Raw genomic sequence first — 22,888 nt, 5'->3', positions numbered from 1 at the left:
GGGTCCTCCCGCGGATCCTGTCGCCTGTGGGGTTCCTGGGAACAGGCTGTACACGCACTTCTTTACCGAATCGATAACCGGAGACCCGTGTCCCGCTGAGCGGTGCTCACCCTCGTCAGGCGTCCAGCAGCTCACCCAGGGCGCCGTCCAGGACGGTACGCAGCAGTCGAGCATCGGGAGCCACCGCGGTCACCAGAACCCCGGGGCCTGCGAGACGGGTGAGTACGGCGGTCGGCCCCAGCAGCCGGGTCTCGGGGCTTTTGTCCTCGAATCCCGGGTCCACGACCAGGAGTTGACCGACCGCGCGATGGCCGCCGAGTACGGCCCCGCCGTCCCAGCCGCCGGGCGCCCCGGGACCGTACGCCACCTCCTGGTCGAGCAGCGGACGACCGGCGCGGTGGACGGTGAGGCGGGCGCCGAGGGTGCCGGTGGACTCGCCGTGCCGACCGAGGACCTGCTCCTCACGCAGCACCAGCCGTGCCGTGGCGGCGAGTTCGACCCGGGTGGTCATGTGCAGCTCGCTGCCGGACGCGGAAATGAGCTGCTCCGGAAGCCAGTTGAGCACTCCCCGCTCTCCCACGGTCAACGCGACATCGTACGAGGCGGGTTGGGGTATCCGACCGGGTCCCGGCAGTGCGACAGTGGCCGCGGCGGAGTCCACCGTGAGCCGGGCGCCCTCCTCGACGCGCGCAGCGATGGAGAGCCGGTCGCCGCCCAGGGGTGCGCTCATCGCGCCGACGACGGTGACGCGGGCGTACGGGGTGGTGGCCCTGGTCCGGCGCAGGGCGAGCGGCCCGTCGCTCTCCAGCACGGGAAGGGTCGTGGCGCCGCGGCCGTCGAGGACGGCGGTGATCCGGGCGGCCGCCTGGACGCTCATGCGGTCCAGGCGGCGAGCTGTGCGCGCAGCCAGGCCGCCACGGGTCCGACCCCTTCGCCGGAGGTGAGAGAGGTGAAGGCCACGGGCAGTGCGCCGCGCTGCCGTGCGGCATCGTGGGCCATCCGGTCCAGATCGGAGCCGACGTACGGAGCGAGGTCGGTCTTGTTGATCACGAGGAGGTCGGAGGTGGTGACGCCGGGGCCGCCCTTGCGCGGGATGTCGTCGCCGCCCGCCACGTCGATGACGAAGATCTGGGCGTCGACGAGGCCCTTGGAGAAGGTGGCGGTGAGGTTGTCGCCGCCCGACTCGACGAGGATCAGATCGAGAGGTCCGACGCGGTCCTCCAGGTCCTCTACGGCTTCGAGGTTGGCGGAGATGTCGTCACGGATGGCGGTGTGCGGGCAGGCACCGGTCTCGACGGCCTGGATCCGCTCGGGCGGGAGCACGGCGTTGCGAAGCAGGAACTCGGCGTCCTCGCGGGTGTAGATGTCGTTGGTGACGACGGCGATGGACAGCTGCTCGCGCAGCGCGTGGCAGAGCGCGGCGACCGTCGCCGTCTTGCCGGAGCCGACCGGCCCGCCGAGCCCGATGCGCAGGGCGCGGCGGGTGCCGTCCGGACGTGCGGCATCGGCGCTCACCGCGGCCGGGCCGTCGTGGGAGTGGTCGAGATGCATGGGGTGCGGCTCCTGGTGGGGTGTGGTGCGTGTGGTTCTACGAGGCGAACAGGCGGACCGGCCACGCGGCGTGGGCCTCCGCGGTGATGTCGAGCAGTGGCGCCGATGCGGCGGGCAGCGCGTCGATCCCGCTCCGTGCTGCGGCGGCGGCCTGTTCGGCGACCCGGTCGAGTTCGGGTGCCAGGCGGGCGAGGACAGCGGTGGCCTCGAAGGGGTTCAGGGAGAGCAGCCGGACCACCGCGGTGGCCGGTCCGCTGACCGTCTCGTACGCCACGCAGTGCGCCGCGTCCTCGGGCCCGAGCCCCGCCGCACGTGCGGTGAGGCCGAGCACCACGGGATGGTGGGCACCGCGCGGGCGGGCCTGTGCCAGCGCGGCGAGTTCGGGGCTGGGCCAGGTGGCGCGGGCGGCCCGCATCATCTGACGGCCGAGCTTGCGCGCGACCGTTCGCAGGGCGGGCGACGGGGTGCGCGCGTCGGCGGCCTCGTCGAGGGCGAGCGGGTCGAGGCCGTGGGCGGCCGCCGCGGCGATTGCCGCGGTGGTGAGTCCGGTGGTGTGCAGGCGGCCCCGGCAGAAGGCGGCCAGGTCCTCGGCGTTACGGATGCGTCCCGCCCCGACGGCCGGTTCGGCGCCGCCCGAGTGGGCGTGGCCACCGGCGGGGAACCGGCCGTCGGTGAGGACGAGCAGAGCTGCGCGGCTCATCACATGCCCTGTCTCAGAAGAGGAAATAGCGTTGGGCCATGGGGAGTTCGTCGGCGGGCGCGGGTTCGACCGGCTCGCCGTCGATGGTCACGGCGAAGCTGTCCGGGTCGACGTGGACGCGCGGCAGGGCATCGTTCTCCCGCATGTCCGCCTTGGTCACGCCACGGGTACTGGTGATCGGTACGAACCTCTTGCCGAGTCCGAGGCGTTCGGGCAGCCCGTCCTCGATGGCCGCGCTCGCGACGAAGTTGAACGAGTTCGCCGCGGGCGCCCGGCCGAGTGCGCCGAACATGGGCCTGGGCATGACCGGCTGCGGGGTGGGGATGGATGCGTTGGCGTCGCCCATCTGCGCGTATGCGATCTGTCCGCCCTTGATGACGGTCTGCGGTTTGACGCCGAAGAACGCCGGCTCCCAGAGCACCAGGTCGGCGAGTTTGCCGGTCTCGACGGAGCCGATCTCCTGGTCGAGGCCCTGGGCGACAGCCGGATTGATGGTGTATTTGGCGACATAGCGACGGACCCGGTGGTTGTCGGCCCGACCGTCGCCGGGCAGCGGGCCACGGCGCTTCTTCATCACATGGGCGGTCTGCCAGGTGCGCAGGACGACCTCGCCCACGCGGCCCATCGCCTGGGCGTCGGAGGAAATGATCGAGATCGCCCCGAGGTCGTGGAGGATGTCCTCGGCCGCGATGGTGGACGGCCGGATCCGTGATTCGGCGAACGCCAGGTCCTCCGGCACGGCGGGGTTGAGATGGTGGCAGACCATCAGCATGTCGAGGTGTTCCTCGATGGTGTTGACGGTGTGCGGCCGGGTCGGATTGGTGGAGCTCGGGAGGACGTACGGCTCGGAGACCACGGTGATGATGTCCGGGGCATGCCCGCCGCCGGCACCTTCGGTGTGGTACGCGTGGATGGAGCGCCCGGCGATCGCGGCGAGGGTGTCGGCGACGAATCCGGCTTCATTCAGGGTGTCCGTGTGGATGGCGAGCTGTGCGCCGCTCTCCTCGCACACCTTCAGACAGGCGTCGATGACGGCCGGGGTGGCCCCCCAGTCCTCATGAATCTTGAATCCGAGTGCACCGCCGCGCAGTTGAGCCCGCATGGCGTCGCCGGACATGGTGTTGCCCTTGCCGAGCAGCCCGATGTTGACGGGGTAGGCCTCCAGCGACTCGAACATCCGGGCCAGGTGCCAGGCGCCCGGAGTGACCGTGGTCGCCTTCGTGCCCTCGGCCGGTCCGGTGCCGCCGCCGACGAGCGTGGTGACACCGGCGGAGAGCGCCTGGTCGACGATGGTCGGCGAGATGAAGTGGACATGGGCGTCGATGGCGCCGGCCGTCACGAACTTGCCGTTTCCGGCGATGATTTCGGTTTCGGGACCGATGACGAGGTCGGGGTGGACGCCGTCCATCGTGTCCGGGTTGCCCGCCTTGCCGATCCCGGTGATCCGGCCGTCGCGGATGCCGATGTCCGCCTTGACGATGCCCCAGTGGTCGATGATGACGGCGCCGGTGATGACGGTGTCGGGGGCTCCTTCGGCGCGGGTGGTGCGCGCCTGGCCCATCGACTCGCGGATCACCTTGCCGCCGCCGAACACCGCTTCGTCGCCCGCGAGTCCGGGACCGCCGGAACGGTCCTCCTCGACCTCGACGAGCAGATCGGTGTCGGCGAGCCGAATGCGGTCGCCTGTGGTGGGCCCGAACAGATCGGCGTACACGGCACGGTTGAGCTCAGCCATCGAGGGCACCTCCGGTCTCGCCGCGCAGGCCCGGGACGATGCGCCGTCCGGCGAGGGGCACGAGTTCGATGTCGACGGGGATGCCGGGCTCGAAGCGGACGGCGGTTCCGGCGGTGATGTTCAGCCGCAGACCGTGCGCGGCCGAACGGTCGAAGTCCAGACCCGGGTTGGCCTCGGCGAAGTGGTAGTGCGAGCCGACCTGGACGGGCCGGTCGGCGGCGTTGAGAACGGTGAGGCGGATGACGGCTCGGCCCGCGTTGAGCGGCACGGGCCCGTCCGCGAACAGGATCTCTCCGGGGATCACGGCGGCGCCCCGTCAGACGATCGGATCGTGGACGGTGACGAGCTTGGTGCCGTCCGGGAAGGTGGCCTCGACCTGGACGTCGTGGACCATCTCGGGGATCCCGTCCATGACGTCGTCGCGGGTGAGCACCTTCCGCCCGGACGCCATCAGCTCCGCGACCGTACGGCCGTCGCGGGCACCCTCCAGCAGATGCGCAGTGATCAGCGCGACCGCCTCGGGGTGGTTGAGCCGCAGTCCACGTGCCCGGCGCTTCTCCGCCACATCGGCAGCCACATGAATGAGCAGGCGTTCCTGCTCATGCGGGGTCAGTTGCAACGCGTCCACCTCACAGTCTTTCGCCCAGTCCGGTTCTGAGCGCAGCGAGACACTAACCGCGCTCAACAGACTGTTGAACGCGGAACCGCTGTCTCACGGCGAGGTATTGCAGGTTAGGGCGCAAGTTTTTCCGGCGCGTTAACTGATCTTTTGCAGATCCATGGACATCAGCCCGCGCAGGCCGTCCTCCAGCACCTCGGGCGCGGCGTCCCCGAACATCGCCAGTTGCGCAATGAACCCCTGGGCGGTGGCGATCAGCGTGCGGGCCACGTGGTCGGACGGCACATCGGCGGCGAGCATACCGGTGTCGCGGTACGCCTCGACCAGCTCCGCCCAGGCCAGCCGCAGACCGCCGTACGCCTCGCTGAGTGTGGCGGCCAGCCGCTCGCTGCGCAGCGTCTCGGACCACACCTGCACGATCAGCCCGGCGTAGGCCTGCCGGTCCATTCCCCGGTCGTCGCCGCAGAACAGCGTGCGCGCCACCCGGCCGATCAGCACATCGGGGGTGGGCGGCGGGCTGACCCGGGCAGCCTCCTCGAACGCCCGCCGGACACCGCCGACCGCCTCCCCGGCGATGGCCGCGATCAGATCGTCCTTGCCGCTGAAGTATCGGTAGACCGCGCCCGCGGAGAGACCCACCTCCTGCAGGACGTCCTGCATCGACGTGCCATGGAATCCGTTCCGGGAAAAGCAGCGCGCGGCGCCGTCGAGGATCTGACGGCGGCGGGCATCGAGGTGTTCCTGGGAGACGCGAGCCATGTGGTCAATCTAAAACGAACATTCCTTCTTGACAAGCTCCCACACCGGCGGAACAGTGAGGGCGAGACGTAAAACGAACGATCCTTCTCTTTGAATCGAGGCCCCCATGCCCGCCACGCCGAACCGCCGCATGGTGGCAGTCGTCCTCCTGATCCCGGTCGTGGTGACCATCGCACTCTGGGCCTTCGTCTGGCCCGCCGCCCGGATCGCGCCGCGCCACCTGCCCGTCGGCATCGCGGGCTCCGCGCCCGCCGCCGACCGGCTCCAGCAACAGTTCGAGCGGAACGGCGACGCCTTCGATGTGCACCGTTACGGCGGCGAGGCCGCGGCCCGTACCGCCATCGAAAACCGGGTCGTATACGGCGCGATCGTGATCGCGCCCGAGGGACCGCACCTCCTGACCGCGTCCGCGGCGAGCCCGGTGGTCGCCCAGCTGCTGCGCGACGCCGTCACCGCACAGGCCCCGACGGGTAGTCAGGTGCCGGTCACGGATGTCGTGGCGGCGCCCGCCCGGGATCCGCGCGGCAGCGCGCTCGGCGCGAGCATCCTGCCGCTGGCGATCGCCGGTGTCGCCGGCGGGTCCGCCGTGACCATGCTGAAGCTGCGCGGCGGCCGGGCCGCCGCGGCGCTGATCGGTGTGGCGGCGCTCGTCGGGATGGCCGCCACAGCCCTTACGGACAGCTGGCTCGGGGTGGTCACGGGCAACTGGTGGGCCGAGGCCGGGGTGCTCGGGCTCACGGTGCTGGCCATCGGCGCGACCGTGGCCGGGTTCGCTGCACTGATCGGCCCGTCCGGGGTCGGGCTCGGCGCCCTGGTCATGGTGCTGCTGGGCAACCCGTTCTCCGGCGTCACCAGCGCGCCCGAGTTGCTGCCCCGGCCGGCCGGCACGATCGGACAGCTGCTGCCGCCCGGCGCGGGTGGATCACTGCTGCGGTCGGTCGCCTTCTTCGACGGCAGCGCCGCGGGCGGCGCCGTACTGACCCTCACCGTCTGGGTGGCCCTGGGACTGACCGCCGTTCTCGCCGGAGGCCGACGCCGAACACCGGCGGCGACCCCGGCACCCGGCACGCCGGAGCCGGCCCTGGTGGGCTGAGTCCCACCGTCGCAGCCGCCGTGCACCCCTGCCGTAGCGGACGGGGGTGCACGGCTTTTGCGTGCAGAGGCGGTCAGTTGCCCCCGTCGCGCTGTCCCCGGTGTTCAGCCGCGATACCGAAGCGCCGCCGTTCGCCCGGAGCGGACACCGCGGGGCCGATCGAGGAGACCGAGCTGATCACCTGCTCCTCCGCGACAGCCGCGTCGTTCTCCAGTCGCTCCAGGTCAGCGGCCGAGACGAGCGCCACGAGCGGCTTTCCGTGCCGCGTCACCACGACCCGCTCGCCGCCGTAGACGACGCGGTTGATCAGTTCGGCGAGTTCAGCTCGCGCTTGCGTCACCGGAATCTCGTAGGCCATAGTCCCCATCATAACCTTCTGTACGTCCTGTACATTTTTTACAGACGCCCCTGCAGGCGCGTACAGACACCGGAGGAGAGGCCAGCCATGTTCCGCCCTGCCGCCCGTTACGTCCTGCCAGAGTTCACCGAGCGCACGACCGACGGGACCCGCACCCTCGACCCGTACTCCAAGCTGCTCGCCGAGCGCATCGTCTTCCTCGGCACCCCGGTCGACGACACCGCCGCCAACGACCTGATCGCGCAGTTCATGTATCTGGAGCACGCCGCGCCCGAGCGACCCATCTCGCTCTACATCAACTCCCCCGGCGGCTCGTTCGGTGCCATGTCCGCCATCTACGACACGATGGACTACCTCACCTGCGAGGTGGAGACGTTCTGCCTCGGCCAGGCCGGTTCCAGCGCGGCGGTCCTGCTCGCCGCGGGCGCTCCCGGCCGACGGCACGCCCTGCCCGGGGCCAGGGTCGTCGTCCAGCAGCCCGAGCTCCCGGAGCCGGTTCAGGGCCAACCGTCCGATCTGGAGATCGAGGCGCGGGAACTGGTCCGCGTCCGTGAGCTGCTCACCCGTGTGCTGGCCCGCCACACCGGCCGCAGCGCCGAACGGATCGCCGCCGACTTCGAGCGCGACCTGATCCTCGACGCCGCCGGAGCCAAGGCGTACGGGCTGGTGGACCACGTCCTGGAGAACCGCAAGGCGTCGCTCCCGCCGAACAGCGTGAGGTGAACCGCCGATGCAGCCGCCCCACCTCCCACCGCTGCCCGCACTGACGCACGCCGAGGCCGAGTTCATCGACTGCTACCTGGAAGTGCTCGACCAGCTGGGCCGGATCAACCCGGCCCGCGGCAGCGACACCTACGGCGCGCTGCGCGCGGCCCAGGCACTCGCCTCGCGGTCGGGCGCCCTGCGGGACGCGCTCACCTTGATGCACGAGCGGGGTGAAGCACAGATCCACGCCGCCACGTTGGCACGGGCACTGCGCGTGTTGGACGGGGAACGGCGGGCCGGACGGGTCACCGTGCCCCCGGCCCCGATGAGTTGATCATCTCTCCATGGGCGACACGCCCGGCACGCTGATCAATTTTTCTCGCTCGTCCGGCGCAAGGAATCCCCCGCGAGAGGGACAACTCGACTTGCGCCGCCGACGTGGACGGGGAGCGAAATATGCCGTTCCGCCGCTGGTACGGGACCGGTCGAGACAGCCTGACGAGTACACACATCACCCCTCGCTCACCCAAATAGACGATTGGTAGTGAACTTCGCATATCGCTGTTTTAGTTCGGAAATCCGGCAGTCGGTGAGTCAGGATCCGTGGGACGACAAGCCCCCGCCACCACGGCGAGGCGGTCCGGGCGGACGCCGAGTCCTGCCGCCGCCCGGATGACTGGTCGACAGAAGTGGATCGGCAGGAGTGGAGGACCCGAGCACAACGGGTCGACCGGCATCCGGTCGACCCTCGGGGTGAAGCCGCATCGCGCGGCCGGGCAACTTCGCCAGCCCGAACCCGACAGGTCATCCTTCACAGGCGGCTGACGAAGGGTTGCGCATGACTGCGCAGGTTCATGTCCCGTTTCTGAGCGCCCGGGCCGGTACGGCCACGGTTCTGACGCTCGCCGCCGTCGGCGGCTCCATGATCGTCCCCGGCGCCGTGACCGACGCCCAGGCCGCGACGCATGCGACCACGGCGCTCAAGATCGCCGCGTCGAAGAAAGGATCGCCGTACCGGTACGGGGCCACCGGCCCCCACGGTTTCGACTGTTCCGGGCTGATGCTGTATGCGTTCAAGAAGGTGGGCAAGAGGCTCCCACGCACGGCCCAGCAGCAGTACAACAAGACCCGCCACATCTCGGCGTCGAAGCGGAAACGTGGCGATCTGGTCTTCTTCCACTGGGGACGCAGCGTCTACCACGTCGGCATCTACGCCGGCAAGGGGAAGATCTGGCACTCCCCGAAGACCGGTTCCGTCGTGCGGCTGGAGAAGATCTGGACGAGGAGCGTCTGGTACGGACGAGTTCGCTGATCCCTCCGATTCTCCTCCGGCTCCCCCATTCACCACGTGCTTCAGTGCACCAGGGGTCCGGTCACCAGGACCAGCCCCAGCGCGGTGAGCGCCGCGCCGCTGCCGCCCTCGATGGCGCGGGCGGTACGCGGCCGGCGCAGCCACCGGCCCAGGCGGTCCACCAGGAGCGCCACGGACGGGAACCAGATCAGCGCGAGCAGCACGACGACGGTGGCCAGCAGCAGGGTCCTGGGGAGGGGCGGCTGCCCGTCAGGGACGAATTGCGGCAGCAGGCTCAGGAAGAGCACGGGCGCCTTGGGGTTCAGAGCGTTGGTCAGAAAGCCCTGTCGCAGGGCGCGCCGCGTGCTGGTCGCCGTCGGCCCTCCGTCCACTCCCGTGTCCACGCCCGCATCCCTGGCGCGGCGTCGTGCCGCGTGCACGCCGCTGATTCCCAGATAGAGGACGTACGCCCCGCCGAGCAGCTGCACCGTGCGGAACAGGACGGGCACGGTGACCAGGACCGCCGCGAGCCCGGCGACGGCGAGCGCGGTGTGGATGAGCAGTCCCCCGGCAACCCCCAGCGCCGTGGCCACCCCGGCCGCACGCGAGGCGAGTGCGTTCCGTACGACCACCGTGAAGTCCGCGCCCGGCAGCGCCACCATCCCTGCGGCGACCCCGATGAAGGCGATGAGTTGTCCGTCCATGGGTCCACCATGGACCGACGTAGCCTTCAGCATGTACTTGCAATCTTCTGGGTCTGCCAAAAGGAACGCTTAATGTTCGACCCGACGCGGCTCGCGGCGCTGGTGGCTGTCGCCGAGGCCGGTTCGATCACACGCGCCGCCGCCCGCCTCGGCTACACCGCGCCCGCACTCTCCCAGCAGCTGGCCAAGCTGGAGCGGGAGGCGGGCGCCGCGCTGCTGGTGCGCCACCACCGTGGCGCCCGGCTGACGGCCGCGGGCGAGCTGCTGGTCGTACGCGCCCGGCGGGTCCTCGACGAGATGGACCGTGCGCGCCACGAACTGAGCCGACTGGCCGGGCTCTCCGGCGGACGCCTCCGGGTCGGCACGTTCACCACGGCGGGTATCCATCTGCTGCCGCCGGTACTGAGTGCGTTCCGGCGCGCCCACCCGGATGTGGAGCTGTCCGTCACGGACTACGAACCGCCCGGGGGGATCGCCGCCGTCGCCTCGGGCGAGGTCGATCTGGCGCTGACCCATGCGTACGAGCCGGGGCCCGCGGCGCCGGTGCCGTCCGGGGTCTGCGTGGAGCCGCTGCTGGTCGAGGAGCTGGTGCTGATCACTGCGGTCGGCCAGGTGCTGTCCGAGGGCACAGGACGGCTGCCGGTGACGGAGCTGGCAGGCCGGCCGCTGATCAGCAGCGCACCGGCCCATCCGCCCCGCCGCGGGGTGGAGAACGCCCTGGCCGAGGTGGGGGCGACGCCCGCGGTGGTCTGCGAGTCGCCCGGCTATGCCCTGGTGTGCGCCCTGGTCAGCGCGGGGATCGGGATGGCGGTGGTGCCGGAGATGGTCGCCGCGATGTCGCCGACTCCACTGTCCGTGCGGCGGCTGGAACCCGCGGCGTTCCGGCGGACGATCTCAGTGGTGCACCACGGCGAGCGCGCGAGCGGAGCGGCGGCGACGCTGTGCGCACTGCTGCGCGGCGGCTTCGGGCGGGCGACGTCGGTGCAGTGACGTGCGCCGCCCGCTCGGGCAGTCAGGTCTGGGCGGGTGCGGTCCACGGGAGCGCGATCCAGACGGTCTTGCCTCCCTCGCTGGTGGGCGTGACCCTGAGACGTCCGCCGCACTCCTTGGCCAGACAGCGGATGATCACCATGCCGCGGCCGTTGTCCTGCTGCACGGCGGCGGGCAGGCGCCGGGGCCGACGGGGGTGACTGTCCGTCACCCCGACGTGCAGCTGCTCCTCACGCTCCAGCCGGAGGTCCACGGTGAAGGTGGGCGACTGACCGAAGGTGTGCTGGACGGCGTTGGTCACGAGTTCCGAGACGATGAGCCGAATGGTGTCGGCGGTCTCGGTGTCATCGGGCAGTCCCCAATCGGCGAGCACCCGGGCAACGTATCTCCGGGCTGCGGGGACCGAGACCGGCTCGCTGGGCAGAGTGACACGTGCTTCTTGATGGTCTGCCATGGCGAGCCGTCCCTTTCCTGCCCGGACCGACCCACGACCGGTCCGGGATGCGCTTCGCGCCAGATTGCCACTGATGCTGCCCGCTGTGACGGCAATCCAACGAGATATGCATATATCTGTCGCTCGAAGCGGTGAACTCCGGCCCGGACAGGCGTGGGTGGCGGCACACTGGCCCCTCTGTACGAGAGGGAGGGAGGCCTCCGATGCAGCACGGCCCTGCAGTACGTCGCCGCAAACTCGGGGAGGAACTGCGGAGTCTGCGCCACACGTCCGGACTGACCAGTCGGGACGCCGCACGGATCCTCGGCTGGCACCAGTCGAAGGTGAGCCGGATCGAGACCGGTGCGAGTGGGGTGAAACCGGCCGATGTGGGCCGGTTGCTTGATGCCTACGGCGTGGACGACGCACAGTTGCGGGCGCTCCTGGAGATGCTTGCGGGCTCGGCGGGCGGTGGTGGCACGGGCTGGTGGCACGCCTACCGCGGCCTCATCCCACCCCAGTACCGGGACTTCATCAGTCTGGAGTCCCAGGCCCGGACCGCCCGCACATTGGAAACCTCGGTTGTTCCCGGGCTGCTGCAAACCGCCGACTACGCACGGGCGGTGACCCGTTCGTCCCTGGACGGGCTGCCCGCCGGTCAGCTGGACTCGCTGGTGGAGGTGCGGCTCACGCGGCAGGGGGTGCTGCGGACAGACCCGCCCTTGCGGTTGACCGCGGTGCTCGACGAGGCGGTGCTGCGGCGCGAGGTCGGCGGGCGCCGAGTGATGCGGGAGCAGCTGCGCCATTTGGCACGGTTGTCCCAACTACCCCATGTACAGGTGCAGTTGCTGCCGTTCTCGGTCGGCGGGTATATCGGCATCACTGGACCGTTCGTTATCTTCTCATTTCCGAATACTTCCGATCTGGATGTGGTCGTCCTTGACCATTTGACGAGTAGCCTCTACCTGGAGCGGAAAGAAGACCTTGAGGCGTACAGCTCGGCCTTCCGCACGATGCAGGCACACGCGCTGTCGCCGGAGCACTCGTTGGACCTCATCGCCGCGATCGACCGCGACGGTTAGGAACCTCAGACTGCCCGAGGGGGCCCGATGTCCGATTGCCTCGCACAGCACGAGTTACGGTGGCGGCGCAGTAGCCGCAGCACGGGTATGAACAACTGCGTGGAAGCAGCTCCGTTCGGCGCGGAACAGCTGGCCGTGCGGGATTCCAAAGACGTGTCCAGGCCCCCGCTGCGGTTCTCCGCGGCGGCCTGGACTTCGTTCGTCTCCGGCCTGAACGACGGTCCGGTCGGCTGACCGGCCGGCTCCGTCAGGTCAGTGGCGCGGTTCGCAGGACGGTCGCCACCGCGGTCGCGATCTGCGCCTCCGTCAGATCGGCCCGTGCGGTGAGCCGCAGCCGCGAGATGCCGTCCGGGACCGACGGCGGGCGGAAGCAGCCCACCGCGATCCCGGCCGCGCGGCAGTCGGCCGCCCAGCGCACCGCCGCTTCCGGCGAAGGCGCCCTGACCGAGACGACTGCGGCGTCGGGGCGTACGGCGGTCAGCCCCTCCGCGGTCAGCCGTTCGTACAGTGCGGTGGCGACCGTACGGGCCCTGCCCGCGCGTGCCGGCTCGCGGCGCAGCAGGCGCAGGCTCGCGAGAGCCGCGCCCGTCGCGGCCGGTGCGAGCCCGGTGTCGAAGATGAAGGTGCGGGCCGCGTTGATCAGATGGTCGATCACCCGGGCCGGGCCGAGGACCGCGCCGCCCTGACTGCCCAGGGACTTGGAGAGGGTGAGGGTGGTGACGATCCCGTCACCACCCGCGAGACCGGCGGCGGCGAGGGCGCCGCGCCCGCCCTCCCCGAGCACGCCCAGACCGTGCGCGTCGTCGACGAGCAGCGCGGCGCCCTCCGTACGGCAGACGTCGGCCAGTTCCGGCAGCGGCGCGGCGTCTCCGTCGACGGAGAAGACCGAGTCGGTGACGGCCAGGGCGCGGCCGCCGTGCGCGCGCAGCTCCTTGGCGACGGCTTCGGGATCGGCGTGGGGTACGACGACGGTGTCCGCCCGGGAGAGGCGGCAGCCGTCCACGATGGAGGCGTGATTGCCCGCGTCGGAGACGATCAGGGAGCCACGGCCGGTGAGGGCGGTGAGGGCGGCGAGATTGGCCGCGTAGCCGGAGGAGAGGACGAGGGCCGCTTCGAAACCGCAGAATTCGGCGAGTTCGCGTTCGAGCTCGGCGTGCAGCGCGGTGGAACCGGTGACCAGCCGGGAGCCGGTGGCGCCCGCACCCCACCGGTGCGCGGCCTCGGCGGCGGCAGCGGTCACCTCGGGATGCCGGGTGAGGCCCAGGTAGTCGTTGCTCGCGAGGTCCAGCAGTTCCGGCTCGGCGGGCCGGGGGCGCAGAGTACGGACGAGCCCGGCGTCCGCACGGCGGCGCGCCTCGTCATCGATCCAGTCGAACGGGGCGAAGGACATGGCGGCGGTCCCTTTTGTAGGCAGCTCACAGACCCTAACCGGGGGCGCGGCCCGTCATGGTGTGGCGATACACACAGGCTCTGGGGGCTCTGTTGTCCGGTTCCTCCTTGGCTGCGGGCGGTGCCGTAAGCCAGGATCGTGACCATGGACCTCCTGAACACGTTGGTGGACAAGGGGCTGCGGCGCGAGCTGCCGACCCGCGAAGAAGCGCTCGCCGTGCTGGCGACCTCGGACGACGACCTCCTCGAAGTGGTGGCCGCGGCCGGGAAGGTGCGCCGTCAGTGGTTCGGCCGGCGGGTGAAGCTGAACTATCTGGTCAATCTCAAGTCCGGGCTCTGCCCGGAGGACTGCTCGTACTGCTCTCAGCGGCTCGGCTCGAAGGCCGAGATCCTCAAGTACACCTGGCTGAAACCGGACGAGGCGTCGAAGGCCGCCGCCGCCGGGGTGGCGGGCGGCGCGAAGCGCGTCTGTCTGGTGGCGAGCGGCCGCGGTCCGACGGACCGGGACGTCGACCGGGTGTCGCAGACGATCGAGGCGATCAAGGAGCAGAACGAGGGCGTCGAGGTGTGCGCCTGCCTCGGTCTGCTCTCCGCCGGGCAGGCCGACCGGCTGCGTTCCGCGGGCGCCGACGCGTACAACCACAACCTCAATACGTCCGAGGGGACGTACGGGGACATCACCACCACCCACACCTATGCGGACCGGGTGGAGACCGTCCAGCAGGCGCAGGCCGCGGGACTCTCGGCGTGCTCCGGGCTGATCGCCGGAATGGGTGAGAGCGACGCGGATCTGGTCGACGTCGTCTTCTCGCTGCGCGAGCTGGACCCGGACTCGGTTCCGGTGAACTTCCTGATCCCGTTCGAGGGGACCCCTCTCGCCAAGGAGTGGAACCTCACCCCGCAGCGCTGTCTGCGCATTCTGGCGATGGTCCGGTTCGTCTGCCCGGATGTCGAGGTCCGGCTCGCGGGCGGCCGAGAAGTGCATCTGCGCTCGATGCAGCCGCTCGCCCTGCACCTGGTCAACTCGATCTTCCTGGGCGACTATCTGACCAGTGAGGGCCAGGCGGGGCAGGCGGATCTGGACATGATCGCGGACGCCGGTTTCGAGGTGGAGGGCGCGGGTACGACGACGCTGCCCCGGCACCGTACGGACGCGGCGGCCGGAGCGGAGACCGGTGGCGGCTGCGGCTCGCACGCGGGGGGCTGTGCGCCCTGCGGTGACGTGGCCGACGAGCCGGCGGACGCCGAGGCCGGGACGCCGGGCGCGCGTACGGATCTGGTGGCGGTCCGCCGTCGTGGCGCGGGAACGGATCTCGCACCCAATGCCTGAGCCCCTCTCCCCGGCCGAACTGCGGGCCCTGGACCGGGACCACGTCTGGCATCCGTACGGCCCGATGCCGGGCCGGCAGGAGCCGCTGGTCGTGGAGTCCGCGTCCGGAGTACGTCTGCGGCTCGCCGAACCGGCCCACGGCCAGAGCGAGTTGGTCGACGGCATGTCGTCCTGGTGGTCGGCGGTGCACGGCTACAACCACCCGGTGCTCAACGAGGCGGCCCGCGGCCAGCTGGAGCGGATGAGCCATGTGATGTTCGGCGGGCTCACCCATGAGCCCGCCGTGCGGCTGGCCGCCAGGCTGGTCGAGATCACACCGGAACCGCTGCGCCATGTCTTCCTCGCCGACTCGGGTTCGGTGTCGGTCGAGGTCGCGGTGAAGATGTGTCTGCAGTACTGGAACTCGACCGGAAAGCCGGCCAAACAGCGGCTGTTGACCTGGCGCGGCGGCTACCACGGTGACACCTGGCAGCCGATGTCCGTCTGCGACCCCGAAGGCGGCATGCATGAGCTGTGGTCGGGCGTGCTGCCCCGGCAGGTCTTCGCCGACGAGCCGCCCGGCGGTTTCGACGAGGAACCGGATGAGACGTACGTACAGCATCTGCGGGGGCTGATCGCACAGCATGCCGATGAGCTGGCCGCGGTGATCGTGGAGCCGGTGGTGCAGGGTGCGGGCGGGATGCGGTTCCACTCCCCCGGCTATCTGCGGGTGCTGCGCGAGGCGTGCGACGCCCATGACGTGCTGTTGGTGTTCGACGAGATCGCGACCGGTTTCGGGCGTACGGGGAAGCTGTTCGCCGCCGGGCATGCCGGGGTCTCCCCCGACGTGATGTGCGTCGGCAAGGCGCTGACCGGCGGCTATCTGACGATGGCGGCGACCCTCTGCACCTCACGGGTGGCGGACGGTATCTCGCGCGGCAAGGTCCCGGTGCTTGCGCACGGGCCGACCTTCATGGGCAACCCCCTGGCCGCATCGGTGGCCCTCGCCTCGATCGATCTGCTGCTCGGCCAGGACTGGCAGCAGGAGGTCAAGCGCCTGGAAGCGGGGTTGCTGGGGGGCCTGGCCGGGGCCCGCGCGATCGCAGGTGTACGGGATGTACGCGTTCTGGGCGCCATCGGCGTCGTACAGCTCGATCACGACGTGAACATGGCGGCGGCCACCGAGGCCGCGGTCCGTGAGGGCGTGTGGCTGCGCCCGTTCCGGGACCTGATCTACACGATGCCGCCGTATGTGACGGGCGACGACGATCTGGCGCGAATCTGCCGTGCGGTGTGCGCGGCGGCGCGGGAGGGCTGAGATGTCGGTACTGATGGTGAGCGGTACGGGTACGGAGATCGGCAAGACGGTCGTCACGGCGGCCGTGGCCGCGGTGGCGGTCGCCTCCGGGCGTTCGGTGGCCGTGCTCAAGCCTGCCCAGACGGGCGTTGCGCCGGGCGAGCCGGGCGATGTCTTCGAGGTGCGCAGGCTTGCCGGCGAGACGGTGACCGGCCTCGAACTGGCCCGGTTCCCCGAGCCGTTGGCGCCGGACACGGCCGCGCGGCGGGCGGGCCTGACGCCCGTGCGCCCGGAACAGATCGCGGAGGCGGCCGAGAAGCTCGCCACCGAGCACGATCTGGTGCTGGTCGAGGGCGCGGGAGGGCTGCTCGTACGTTTCGACGACCAAGGCGCCACGCTCGCGGACGCGGCGCGGCTGCTCGGCGCTCCGGTCCTGGTCGTGGCACCCGCAGGGCTCGGCACGCTCAATTCCACCGCGCTGACCTCGGAGGCGCTGCGGACGCGTGGGCTGGAGTGCCTGGGCGTGGTCGTGGGCAGCATGCCCGCCGAACCGGATCTGGCCGCGCGCTGCAATCTCGACGATCTGCCGGTGGCGGCGGGCGCGCCGCTGCTGGGCGCCGTACCGGCGGGCGCGGGCGCCCTGGCACCCGCCGAATTCCGTGCCCGGGCGGCGAGTTGGCTGACCGCGGAGTTGGGCGGGAACCGGACCGCCGACTGACGGCTGAGTGGCCCGGGACGGGGCAGAATCAAAGTAGCCGTACTTTGCCGGCCGGGTTTTTCACGTCGGGCAGCTCCGGTCGGGCGGTCCCGCCCGACCGAGCCGTCCGGTGCAGCCGGTCCTGTCGAGGAGGTCCGTCATGCATCTGCGGAGCACGAAGATCCCGAAGGACGCGGTGCACCACCCGGTCTTCGCCCGGTTCTACGCCCGCATGAGTGTGGTGGCGGAGACCAGGGCCGGGATGGCGGCCATTCGCTCGGAACTGCTCGCCGGCCTGTCCGGACGCATCATCGAGGTCGGTGTGGGCAACGGCCTGAACTTCGCCCACTATCCGCCCGCCGTCTCCGAAGTGGTGGCGATCGAACCCGAGCGCGCCCTGCGGCAGTTGGCGGTACGGTCCGCGCTGCGTGCCGGCATTCCGGTGGATGTCGTGCCGGGTGCCGCGGAGGCGCTGCCGGTGAAGAGCGAGGCGTTCGACGGGGCCGTCGCGTCACTGGTGCTGTGTACCGTACGGAATGTCGAACGGTCGCTCGCGGAGATCGAGCGGGTGCTGCGTCCCGGCGGGGAGCTGCGCTTCTTCGAGCATGTGCGGGCCGAAGACCGCGCCATGGCGACGGTGCAGCAGGCACTGGACCGCACGGTGTGGCCGCTGCTGGGCGGCGGGTGTCATACGGCGCGGGACACGCTCACCGCGATCGAGGAGGCCGGCTTCGTGGTGGAGACGTACCGCAAGGTGAAGATGCCGGACTGGGGGATCCGGCTCCCCACTTCTGAGTGCGTGCTGGGCGTGGCCCGCCGGACCACCGTGGTGGACACCTCCTGAGGCGTGCGGGTCTGTCTTTCGGATCAGGCGCTAGTCGTCCTGCTCCAGCCGGTCCGCGAGCGCCCGCAGCGCGTCGGCGAGGTCCTTCTTCGTGGGCAGCTCGTCGATCTTCTTGTCGAGCTCGTCGATCCGCTTCGCCAAGTCGTCGAGGCTCGCCGGTTCGCTGGGGGCGGGGCTGCCGGTGGGATCCGGGCTGTCGGTGGGATCCGGGGTTCCGGTCGGGCTCGGCGCCTCGCTCGGGCTGGGGTCGACACCGCCCGAACCGCTCACGCTGCCGCTGTCGGAGCCGCCGCCGTCCGTGCTGCCGCCGACGGTGCCGCCGCCGACGGTGCTGCCGCCGACCTCGCCCGTGCCGGGGTCGGACGTCGCGGTGGGGACAGGGGTCGGATCGGCAGAGCCGTCGTCCGGTGCGCCGACGGCGATCGCTCCGCCGACTCCGAGCACCAGAGCCGCCGCAGCACCCACGACCGCGACCGTCATCCGTCTCGCACGTGTGTTCCTTATCTGTGTCATGCGCCGGACGTTAACGATGCTTGACGACGGAAGGCGGCATTCCAGGAGACTCGCACAACAGGATTCACAGACTCCACTGACGCAGTTCGTCGGCGACGGCCCGGACGTCGGCCTTGCCCTCCTTGACCAGCCGGGCCAGGTCTCGCACCTGCTCGGCCGAGGTGATGACCTTCAGCCCGGAGGCGACGAGATAGCCGTACGCGACGGCGGAGGCGAACATCGCATTGGAATGTTCGAGCGCGGGGACATGGATGAGCAACTGCAGGAGCGCGGCAGCCCTGGAGTGCGGATCGCTGTAGACGGGGCTGCCGAAGATCTCCGCCTCATGACGGGCGACTGCGGCGACCAGCGCTCCCCAGTCGACGACCTGCGGGTCACCGGGCGTCTTGTGCTCGGCGACCATGAGCAGCCAGGAAAGGTCGATCCGGAGGTTCAACGGTGACCTTTGCGCTCCGGGCCGAACTCCTCGGCGAACACCGACTCGTACTGCTTCATGAAGTCGGCAGCGGCTTCGACAAAGGTGTGTCCGACTTCGCCCGCGTCCTGTTTGACGAGCTCCTCTATGTAGCGGTTCACGCTCATCCCCCTCTGCAGCGCGCGCTGCCGCGCGGCCTCGGCGGTGGCCTCGTCCACTCGTACGTTCAGCTGAGTCTTGGGCACACCACCAAGCTAGCGCCGGATTGCTAGCACCGGCAAGAGGGCGGTTCGGCGTACGGATGCAGCCCGCCCTTGACAGAGTAGGTGGCCCGTCCATCGAAGGTCCCGGCACAAGGAGAGTTCATGACGAGGTCGTTCCGATTCGGAGTGAACATGCTGACGCCGACCGGTGGGCACGAGTGGCGCGCCCGATGCCGCCGCGCTGAGGAACTCGGCTACGACGTCATCCTGGTCCCCGACCATCTGGGCATGCCGGCCCCCTTCCCCGCACTGGTGGCCGCCGCGGAGGCCACGGAGCGCCCCCGTGTCGGCACCTTCGTACTGAATGCGGCCTTCTGGAATCCGGCGCTGCTGGCCCGCGAGGCGGCCGGTACGGATGCGCTGACCGAGGGACGTCTGGAGCTGGGAATCGGGACCGGATACGTCCGCGAGGAGCACGACCGGGCGGGCATCGAGTTCCTCTCCCCCGGCGGCCGGGTGGATCATCTGCGACATACGGTCGAGGAGGTGGACCGCCTGCTGCGCGAGGACACCCGGCTGCCGAGGTCCGCGCAGAAGCCCCGGCCCCCGTTATTGATCGGCGGGAACGGGGACCGGGTCCTGCGGCTGGCGGCACAGTTTGCTGAGATCGTCGCGTTCACCGGGGCCGTCAGCGATCGGAACGGCACACTCACGCCCCTCACCGCCGAGCAGCTCGACGGGCGTGTCGCCGCCTACCGGCGATTCGCCGCGGGGCGGGAGAGCCCGGCCGAACTGAACCTGCTGATCCAGCACGTCCGGGCCACCCGCGACCGTCGTGCGGCCGTGCGCGAAGTGCTGCCGAAGACACCTCACCTCGACGAGGACCAGGCGCTGGCCCTGCCGCTGTTCACGGTGGGGACGGTCCGGCAGATGGCCGAACAGCTCCGAGAACAGCGGGAGCGCTACGGCTTCTCCTACCTGACGGTGCTGGAGCCGAACATGGAGGCGTTCGCCCCGATCCTCCAGGAACTCGCGGGGAGCTGACCGCATGGCGGAATTCGTTCGACGGTGCGGCGGGCCCGGTGATGGGGTAAAAGCATGAATGATCTCGCGATCCGCACAGCGGCACCGGCCGACCTCGACGCCGTCCTCGCCTTCTGGAAAGTGGCGGCGGAAGGCACCAGCATCAGCGACGACCGGGACGGCATGGAACGGCTGGTCGCCCGCGACCCCGGAGCCCTCATACTCGCGGAACGTTCCGGCGAGCTCGCCGGAACGGTGATCGCGGGCTTCGACGGCTGGCGGTGCCACCTCTACCGGCTCGCGGTCCATCCGGACCAGCGGCGGCAGGGCGTCGGCCGGGCGCTGCTGACGGCGGCGGAGGAACGATTCGTACAGCTGGGCGGACGGCGTGGCGATGCGATGGTGCTGAACCGCAACGAGCTCGCGCACCACGCCTGGCATGCTGCGGGGTATGCGCCCGAGCCGCAGTGGAGCCGCTGGGTGAAGCACCTCAAGGACTGAGACCGAGGGCTGGGACGCTCGCGGAGATCACCCGCATGCGGCGCAACTTTGCCCGTCCTTTACCATGGATGTTCATATGACCGCCCCTTCCCGAAAGGTGTGAGCGTCCGCCCATGGGCGAGCCTCCCAGTAGCCGACATCGCCGACGCCAGGCGAGCCTCCTGCCACTGCCCGATCATGGGACGGAGGTGAACCGATGACCGAAGTGCTTCTGCTGCTCGTGGCGGTCCTGCTCTCACTCGCCTGTGGTGCCTTCGTCGCCGCCGAGTTCTCTCTGACCACGGTCGAGCGCGGCCAGCTCGAACGAGCCGTGGAGCGGGGTGAACGGGGCGCGGCGAGCGCCATGAAGGCGGTGCGCAGTCTCACCTTCCAGCTCTCCGGCGCACAGCTCGGCATCACCGTCACCAATCTGGTCGTCGGCATGCTCTCCGAACCGTCGATCGCAAAGCTGATCCGCGGCCCGGTGGAGGCCACCGGCCTGTCCCCGAGCGTCTCGTCCTCGCTGGCGCTGGTACTCGGAACAGCGCTGTCCACGGTCTTCCTGATGGTTGTGGGCGAACTCGTCCCGAAGAACTGGGCGATCTCCTCGCCGCTCGCCGTGGCGAAGGCCGTGGCCACCCCGCAGCGTGCCTTCACCGCGATCTTCCGGCCCTTCATCAGCCACCTCAACAACACGGCCAACCGGATCGTGCGCCGCTTCGGTCTCGAACCGGCCGAGGAGCTGGCCTCCGCCCGCAGCCCGCAGGAGCTGGTGGCGCTCGCCCGCCACTCGGCCAAGGCGGGCGCGCTGGAGGCGGACACCGCGGAACTGTTCGTCCGTACCCTCAATCTGGCCGAACTGACCGCGGAGAATGTGATGACCCCGCGGGTGCAGGTCACCGCGCTGGAGGTGCAGGCGACCGCCGAGGACGTCGCCAATGCCACCCGGGCGACTGGGCTGTCCCGCTTCCCCGTCTACCGGGGCAGCCTCGACACCGTCGTCGGTGTCGCGCACATCAAGGACGTCCTGGCGATCCCGGCCGAGGAGAGGCACCGCAAGCGCGTGTCGGAGATTTCGCGCGAACCCCTGCTCGTACCGGAGAGCCTCACGGTGGACCGGCTGCTCGACAGGTTGTCCAGCAAGTTCCCGATGGCCGTCGTCATCGACGAGTACGGCGGCACGGCCGGTGTCGTGACGCTGGAGGACATCGTCGAGGAGGTCGTCGGCGAGGTGCGCGACGAGCACGACCCGCACGAGACGCCGGACCTCGCACCGGCAGGTGAGGACGCCGACGGGCGCACCCTGTGGTCGGCCGACGGCGCCGCCCGCATGGACCAGTTGCGGACGATCGGACTGCGGGTGCCGGACGGACCGTACGAGACGCTCGCCGGACTGATCGCCACGGAAGTCGGCCGGATCCCCGTCGTCGGTGACTCCATCGAGCTGGCCGGCTGGCGGCTCGACGTCGTGGACGCCTCCGGGCGCCGCGCCGCACGGGCGCTGCTGCACGCACCGCTGCCCGGCTCCGACGACGAGACGGAGGACGGACAGTGACTGCCGTCCAGCTCTTCATCGGTCTGTTGACCCTGGTCGTCAACGCATTCTTCGTCGGCGCGGAGTTCGCGCTGATCTCCGTGCGCCGCAGCCAGATCGAGCCCCAGGCGGAGGCCGGGAACCGGCGTGCGCGGAGCGTCATCTGGGGCCTGGAACATGTGTCGGCGCTCCTCGCGGCGGCTCAGCTCGGCATCACGCTCTGCACACTGGTCCTCGGTATCGTCGCCGAACCGGCCATCGCGCATCTGCTGGAGCCGGTCTTCGATGTGGTGGGTGTGCCGCACGGACTGGTCCATCCGATCTCGTTCGTGATCGCCCTGTCCTTGGCGACGTATCTGCACATGCTGCTCGGCGAGATGGTCCCGAAGAACGTCGCACTGGCCGAGCCGGTACGGACCGTGCTGCTGCTCGGTCCGCCGCTGGTCGCCCTCGCCAGGGCGCTGCGTCCGGTGATCTTCACGGTCAACGCCTTCGCCAACACGCTGCTGAAGCTGCTGCGGGTGGAGGCGAAGGACGAGGTGTCCTCGACGTTCTCCGACGACGAGCTGGCCCGGCTGGTGCAGGACGCCGGTGACGCCGGGCTGGTCGACGACCGCGCCGCCGAGCGGCTGCACCATGCGCTCGAGCTGGGCCGTCGCCCGGTACGGGACGTCGTGCTACCGGTCGAGCAGGTGGTCTACGCCAGGGTCGGGACGACACCCGAGGAGCTGGAGCGGCTCTCGGCCGAGACCGGATTCTCGCGCTTCCCGGTGATGAACAGCGAGCAGCGGATCCTGGGGTACCTCCATGTGAAGGACGCCCTGGACGTCGCGCCACGCGATGTGCCGTTCCCGGTCACGGCGATGCGGCCGATCGCCCGGGTGCGGGCGGCGACGCCTCTCGACGACGTGCTGACCGCGATGCGCCGGAGCCGTACGCATCTGGCGGCGGTGCTCGACGAGGGCGACAGGCTCGCCGGCATGGTCACGATGGAGGATGTGCTGCGCGAGCTGGTCGGACGGCCGCAGGCACGCTGACGGACCGACCGGGGGTACGCGACAGCGCTCACGGGCGTGGCCCCGCGCCGGGGCGCGAGCGGCGGGGCCACGTGGCGGGGGACGCGCCACGTGGCCGGCCCTCAGCGACTGCCCTCGCCCCCGGACG

29 protein-coding genes and 1 riboswitch are annotated in these 22,888 nt (G+C 70.4%); of the genes, 15 read left to right on the top strand and 14 right to left on the bottom strand.

Annotated elements, in window-relative coordinates; translation table 11 throughout:
• Positions 1-115: 115 nt before the first annotated feature.
• From ACFU8W_RS28220 to ACFU8W_RS28190, 7 genes are all read right to left on the bottom strand, one after another.
• Positions 116-877: an urease accessory protein UreD gene (locus ACFU8W_RS28220; protein WP_384042743.1), complete on the bottom strand. Its 762-nt coding sequence runs from the start codon at positions 875-877 to the stop codon at positions 116-118.
• Positions 874-1,551, bottom strand: coding sequence for an urease accessory protein UreG (gene ureG, locus ACFU8W_RS28215; protein WP_384042740.1), 678 nt, complete (start codon positions 1,549-1,551; stop codon positions 874-876). The genes ACFU8W_RS28220 and ureG overlap by 4 nt, the downstream gene beginning before the upstream one ends.
• A 37-nt stretch (positions 1,552-1,588) precedes the next feature.
• On the bottom strand, positions 1,589-2,251 hold the full coding sequence (locus ACFU8W_RS28210) for an urease accessory protein UreF (RefSeq protein WP_384042737.1): 663 nt from the start codon (positions 2,249-2,251) through the stop codon (positions 1,589-1,591).
• Positions 2,252-2,264: 13 nt separating this feature from the next.
• Positions 2,265-3,986 (bottom strand): urease subunit alpha, encoded by a 1,722-nt coding sequence (locus tag ACFU8W_RS28205; RefSeq protein ID WP_384042734.1) that lies wholly within the window; start codon positions 3,984-3,986, stop codon positions 2,265-2,267.
• Complete coding sequence (locus tag ACFU8W_RS28200; RefSeq protein WP_384042731.1) at positions 3,979-4,290, bottom strand: urease subunit beta; 312 nt, start codon at positions 4,288-4,290, stop codon at positions 3,979-3,981. Before ACFU8W_RS28200 ends, ACFU8W_RS28205 begins: the two co-directional genes overlap by 8 nt.
• A gap of 12 nt (positions 4,291-4,302) precedes the next feature.
• Positions 4,303-4,605 carry an urease subunit gamma gene (locus ACFU8W_RS28195; RefSeq protein ID WP_266990894.1) on the bottom strand — a complete coding sequence of 101 codons (303 nt, stop codon included), beginning with the start codon at positions 4,603-4,605 and terminating at the stop codon, positions 4,303-4,305.
• 138 nt (positions 4,606-4,743) lie between these two features.
• On the bottom strand, positions 4,744-5,364 hold the full coding sequence (locus tag ACFU8W_RS28190; RefSeq protein WP_384042727.1) for a TetR/AcrR family transcriptional regulator: 621 nt from the start codon (positions 5,362-5,364) through the stop codon (positions 4,744-4,746).
• 106 nt (positions 5,365-5,470) lie between these two features.
• On the opposite strand from ACFU8W_RS28190, the gene ACFU8W_RS28185 reads away from it, so the two are divergent.
• Positions 5,471-6,457 (top strand): ABC transporter permease, encoded by a 987-nt coding sequence (locus ACFU8W_RS28185; protein ID WP_384042724.1) that lies wholly within the window; start codon positions 5,471-5,473, stop codon positions 6,455-6,457.
• A gap of 73 nt (positions 6,458-6,530) precedes the next feature.
• Here the strand turns inward: ACFU8W_RS28185 and ACFU8W_RS28180 are convergent, their stop codons facing one another.
• Positions 6,531-6,815 (bottom strand): type II toxin-antitoxin system Phd/YefM family antitoxin, encoded by a 285-nt coding sequence (locus ACFU8W_RS28180; RefSeq protein ID WP_327247675.1) that lies wholly within the window; start codon positions 6,813-6,815, stop codon positions 6,531-6,533.
• An 87-nt stretch (positions 6,816-6,902) separates the two neighbouring features.
• Between ACFU8W_RS28180 and ACFU8W_RS28175 the strand changes: the two genes are divergently transcribed.
• The 3 genes from ACFU8W_RS28175 (at position 6,903) to ACFU8W_RS28165 (ending at position 8,832) form a co-directional block, all read left to right on the top strand.
• Positions 6,903-7,538 (top strand): ATP-dependent Clp protease proteolytic subunit, encoded by a 636-nt coding sequence (locus tag ACFU8W_RS28175; RefSeq protein WP_384042720.1) that lies wholly within the window; start codon positions 6,903-6,905, stop codon positions 7,536-7,538.
• Positions 7,539-7,545: 7 nt separating this feature from the next.
• Positions 7,546-7,854, top strand: coding sequence for a hypothetical protein (locus tag ACFU8W_RS28170; protein WP_384042717.1), 309 nt, complete (start codon positions 7,546-7,548; stop codon positions 7,852-7,854).
• A gap of 315 nt (positions 7,855-8,169) precedes the next feature.
• A riboswitch (cyclic di-AMP (ydaO/yuaA leader) is annotated at positions 8,170-8,355 on the top strand.
• A gap of 3 nt (positions 8,356-8,358) precedes the next feature.
• On the top strand, positions 8,359-8,832 hold the full coding sequence (locus ACFU8W_RS28165; RefSeq protein WP_345511745.1) for a C40 family peptidase: 474 nt from the start codon (positions 8,359-8,361) through the stop codon (positions 8,830-8,832).
• A 41-nt stretch (positions 8,833-8,873) separates the two neighbouring features.
• Here ACFU8W_RS28165 and ACFU8W_RS28160 read toward each other — a convergent pair whose 3' ends face one another.
• Positions 8,874-9,515, bottom strand: coding sequence for a LysE family translocator (locus ACFU8W_RS28160; protein WP_384042713.1), 642 nt, complete (start codon positions 9,513-9,515; stop codon positions 8,874-8,876).
• Between the two features lie 72 nt (positions 9,516-9,587).
• Between ACFU8W_RS28160 and ACFU8W_RS28155 the strand changes: the two genes are divergently transcribed.
• Entirely contained in the window at positions 9,588-10,505 is a 918-nt protein-coding gene (locus tag ACFU8W_RS28155) for a LysR family transcriptional regulator (RefSeq protein WP_384042710.1), read from the top strand.
• 22 nt (positions 10,506-10,527) lie between these two features.
• Here the strand turns inward: ACFU8W_RS28155 and ACFU8W_RS28150 are convergent, their stop codons facing one another.
• On the bottom strand, positions 10,528-10,959 hold the full coding sequence (locus ACFU8W_RS28150) for an ATP-binding protein (RefSeq protein ID WP_384042703.1): 432 nt from the start codon (positions 10,957-10,959) through the stop codon (positions 10,528-10,530).
• A 203-nt stretch (positions 10,960-11,162) separates the two neighbouring features.
• Here ACFU8W_RS28150 and ACFU8W_RS28145 point away from each other — a divergent pair, with 203 nt between their 5' ends.
• Positions 11,163-12,020 carry a helix-turn-helix transcriptional regulator gene (locus ACFU8W_RS28145; RefSeq protein ID WP_345511750.1) on the top strand — a complete coding sequence of 286 codons (858 nt, stop codon included), beginning with the start codon at positions 11,163-11,165 and terminating at the stop codon, positions 12,018-12,020.
• Between the two features lie 27 nt (positions 12,021-12,047).
• Positions 12,048-12,254 (top strand): DUF397 domain-containing protein, encoded by a 207-nt coding sequence (locus ACFU8W_RS28140; protein ID WP_384042698.1) that lies wholly within the window; start codon positions 12,048-12,050, stop codon positions 12,252-12,254.
• Between the two features lie 13 nt (positions 12,255-12,267).
• On the opposite strand, the gene ACFU8W_RS28135 is transcribed toward ACFU8W_RS28140, so the two are convergent.
• On the bottom strand, positions 12,268-13,410 hold the full coding sequence (locus ACFU8W_RS28135; protein WP_384042695.1) for an 8-amino-7-oxononanoate synthase: 1,143 nt from the start codon (positions 13,408-13,410) through the stop codon (positions 12,268-12,270).
• A 144-nt stretch (positions 13,411-13,554) separates the two neighbouring features.
• Between ACFU8W_RS28135 and bioB the strand changes: the two genes are divergently transcribed.
• From bioB to ACFU8W_RS28115, 4 genes are all read left to right on the top strand, one after another.
• Positions 13,555-14,739, top strand: a complete 1,185-nt coding sequence (gene bioB / locus ACFU8W_RS28130; protein WP_384042692.1) for a biotin synthase BioB — start codon at positions 13,555-13,557, stop codon at positions 14,737-14,739.
• Complete coding sequence (locus ACFU8W_RS28125) at positions 14,732-16,036, top strand: adenosylmethionine--8-amino-7-oxononanoate transaminase (RefSeq protein ID WP_384042689.1); 1,305 nt, start codon at positions 14,732-14,734, stop codon at positions 16,034-16,036. The genes bioB and ACFU8W_RS28125 overlap by 8 nt, the downstream gene beginning before the upstream one ends.
• A gap of 1 nt (position 16,037) precedes the next feature.
• Positions 16,038-16,733, top strand: a complete 696-nt coding sequence (gene bioD / locus ACFU8W_RS28120) for a dethiobiotin synthase (RefSeq protein WP_345511754.1) — start codon at positions 16,038-16,040, stop codon at positions 16,731-16,733.
• 139 nt (positions 16,734-16,872) lie between these two features.
• Positions 16,873-17,556: a class I SAM-dependent methyltransferase gene (locus ACFU8W_RS28115; RefSeq protein WP_384042686.1), complete on the top strand. Its 684-nt coding sequence runs from the start codon at positions 16,873-16,875 to the stop codon at positions 17,554-17,556.
• Between the two features lie 30 nt (positions 17,557-17,586).
• On the opposite strand, the gene ACFU8W_RS28110 is transcribed toward ACFU8W_RS28115, so the two are convergent.
• From ACFU8W_RS28110 to ACFU8W_RS28100, 3 genes are all read right to left on the bottom strand, one after another.
• Positions 17,587-18,069 (bottom strand): hypothetical protein, encoded by a 483-nt coding sequence (locus ACFU8W_RS28110; protein WP_384042683.1) that lies wholly within the window; start codon positions 18,067-18,069, stop codon positions 17,587-17,589.
• A gap of 64 nt (positions 18,070-18,133) precedes the next feature.
• On the bottom strand, positions 18,134-18,505 hold the full coding sequence (locus ACFU8W_RS28105) for a fic family toxin-antitoxin system, toxin component (protein WP_384042680.1): 372 nt from the start codon (positions 18,503-18,505) through the stop codon (positions 18,134-18,136).
• The gene (locus ACFU8W_RS28100; protein WP_345511758.1) at positions 18,502-18,729 is read right to left on the bottom strand and encodes an antitoxin; all 228 of its coding nucleotides are present in this window, start codon (positions 18,727-18,729) and stop codon (positions 18,502-18,504) included. The genes ACFU8W_RS28105 and ACFU8W_RS28100 overlap by 4 nt, the downstream gene beginning before the upstream one ends.
• A 120-nt stretch (positions 18,730-18,849) precedes the next feature.
• On the opposite strand from ACFU8W_RS28100, the gene ACFU8W_RS28095 reads away from it, so the two are divergent.
• The 4 genes from ACFU8W_RS28095 to ACFU8W_RS28080 all read left to right on the top strand — a co-directional run bounded on the left by ACFU8W_RS28095 (position 18,850) and on the right by ACFU8W_RS28080 (position 22,761).
• Positions 18,850-19,731: an LLM class F420-dependent oxidoreductase gene (locus ACFU8W_RS28095; protein ID WP_384042677.1), complete on the top strand. Its 882-nt coding sequence runs from the start codon at positions 18,850-18,852 to the stop codon at positions 19,729-19,731.
• A gap of 54 nt (positions 19,732-19,785) precedes the next feature.
• Positions 19,786-20,211, top strand: a complete 426-nt coding sequence (locus tag ACFU8W_RS28090; RefSeq protein ID WP_345511761.1) for a GNAT family N-acetyltransferase — start codon at positions 19,786-19,788, stop codon at positions 20,209-20,211.
• A 196-nt stretch (positions 20,212-20,407) separates the two neighbouring features.
• Positions 20,408-21,745 carry a hemolysin family protein gene (locus ACFU8W_RS28085; RefSeq protein ID WP_384042673.1) on the top strand — a complete coding sequence of 446 codons (1,338 nt, stop codon included), beginning with the start codon at positions 20,408-20,410 and terminating at the stop codon, positions 21,743-21,745.
• The gene (locus ACFU8W_RS28080; protein ID WP_384042670.1) at positions 21,742-22,761 is read left to right on the top strand and encodes a hemolysin family protein; all 1,020 of its coding nucleotides are present in this window, start codon (positions 21,742-21,744) and stop codon (positions 22,759-22,761) included. The genes ACFU8W_RS28085 and ACFU8W_RS28080 overlap by 4 nt, the downstream gene beginning before the upstream one ends.
• Positions 22,762-22,888: the final 127 nt, after the last annotated feature.

Origin of the sequence: Streptomyces sp. NPDC057565 (assembly GCF_042801455.1) — a bacterium.
Lineage (GTDB): Bacteria > Actinomycetota > Actinomycetes > Streptomycetales > Streptomycetaceae > Streptomyces > Streptomyces yanii.
Note: the sequence above shows the minus strand (reverse complement) of the source record. Positions and strands in the feature narration are given on the sequence as shown.

Bases quoted from the DNA above. Each gene is read 5' to 3' on its own strand.
- ACFU8W_RS28220 (WP_384042743.1), bottom strand. From the start codon at position 877: ATGAGCGTCCAGGCGGCCGCCCGGATCACCGCCGTCCTCGACGGCCGC.
- ureG (WP_384042740.1), bottom strand. From the start codon at position 1,551: ATGCATCTCGACCACTCCCACGACGGCCCGGCCGCGGTGAGCGCCGAT.
- ACFU8W_RS28210 (WP_384042737.1), bottom strand. From the start codon at position 2,251: ATGAGCCGCGCAGCTCTGCTCGTCCTCACCGACGGCCGGTTCCCCGCC.
- ACFU8W_RS28205 (WP_384042734.1), bottom strand. From the start codon at position 3,986: ATGGCTGAGCTCAACCGTGCCGTGTACGCCGATCTGTTCGGGCCCACC.
- ACFU8W_RS28190 (WP_384042727.1), bottom strand. From the start codon at position 5,364: ATGGCTCGCGTCTCCCAGGAACACCTCGATGCCCGCCGCCGTCAGATC.
- ACFU8W_RS28185 (WP_384042724.1), top strand. From the start codon at position 5,471: ATGCCCGCCACGCCGAACCGCCGCATGGTGGCAGTCGTCCTCCTGATC.
- ACFU8W_RS28180 (WP_327247675.1), bottom strand. From the start codon at position 6,815: ATGGCCTACGAGATTCCGGTGACGCAAGCGCGAGCTGAACTCGCCGAA.
- ACFU8W_RS28175 (WP_384042720.1), top strand. From the start codon at position 6,903: ATGTTCCGCCCTGCCGCCCGTTACGTCCTGCCAGAGTTCACCGAGCGC.
- ACFU8W_RS28170 (WP_384042717.1), top strand. From the start codon at position 7,546: ATGCAGCCGCCCCACCTCCCACCGCTGCCCGCACTGACGCACGCCGAG.
- ACFU8W_RS28165 (WP_345511745.1), top strand. From the start codon at position 8,359: ATGACTGCGCAGGTTCATGTCCCGTTTCTGAGCGCCCGGGCCGGTACG.
- ACFU8W_RS28160 (WP_384042713.1), bottom strand. From the start codon at position 9,515: ATGGACGGACAACTCATCGCCTTCATCGGGGTCGCCGCAGGGATGGTG.
- ACFU8W_RS28155 (WP_384042710.1), top strand. From the start codon at position 9,588: ATGTTCGACCCGACGCGGCTCGCGGCGCTGGTGGCTGTCGCCGAGGCC.
- ACFU8W_RS28150 (WP_384042703.1), bottom strand. From the start codon at position 10,959: ATGGCAGACCATCAAGAAGCACGTGTCACTCTGCCCAGCGAGCCGGTC.
- ACFU8W_RS28145 (WP_345511750.1), top strand. From the start codon at position 11,163: ATGCAGCACGGCCCTGCAGTACGTCGCCGCAAACTCGGGGAGGAACTG.
- ACFU8W_RS28140 (WP_384042698.1), top strand. From the start codon at position 12,048: ATGTCCGATTGCCTCGCACAGCACGAGTTACGGTGGCGGCGCAGTAGC.
- ACFU8W_RS28135 (WP_384042695.1), bottom strand. From the start codon at position 13,410: ATGTCCTTCGCCCCGTTCGACTGGATCGATGACGAGGCGCGCCGCCGT.
- bioB (WP_384042692.1), top strand. From the start codon at position 13,555: ATGGACCTCCTGAACACGTTGGTGGACAAGGGGCTGCGGCGCGAGCTG.
- ACFU8W_RS28125 (WP_384042689.1), top strand. From the start codon at position 14,732: ATGCCTGAGCCCCTCTCCCCGGCCGAACTGCGGGCCCTGGACCGGGAC.
- bioD (WP_345511754.1), top strand. From the start codon at position 16,038: ATGTCGGTACTGATGGTGAGCGGTACGGGTACGGAGATCGGCAAGACG.
- ACFU8W_RS28115 (WP_384042686.1), top strand. From the start codon at position 16,873: ATGCATCTGCGGAGCACGAAGATCCCGAAGGACGCGGTGCACCACCCG.
- ACFU8W_RS28110 (WP_384042683.1), bottom strand. From the start codon at position 18,069: ATGACACAGATAAGGAACACACGTGCGAGACGGATGACGGTCGCGGTC.
- ACFU8W_RS28095 (WP_384042677.1), top strand. From the start codon at position 18,850: ATGACGAGGTCGTTCCGATTCGGAGTGAACATGCTGACGCCGACCGGT.
- ACFU8W_RS28090 (WP_345511761.1), top strand. From the start codon at position 19,786: ATGAATGATCTCGCGATCCGCACAGCGGCACCGGCCGACCTCGACGCC.
- ACFU8W_RS28085 (WP_384042673.1), top strand. From the start codon at position 20,408: ATGACCGAAGTGCTTCTGCTGCTCGTGGCGGTCCTGCTCTCACTCGCC.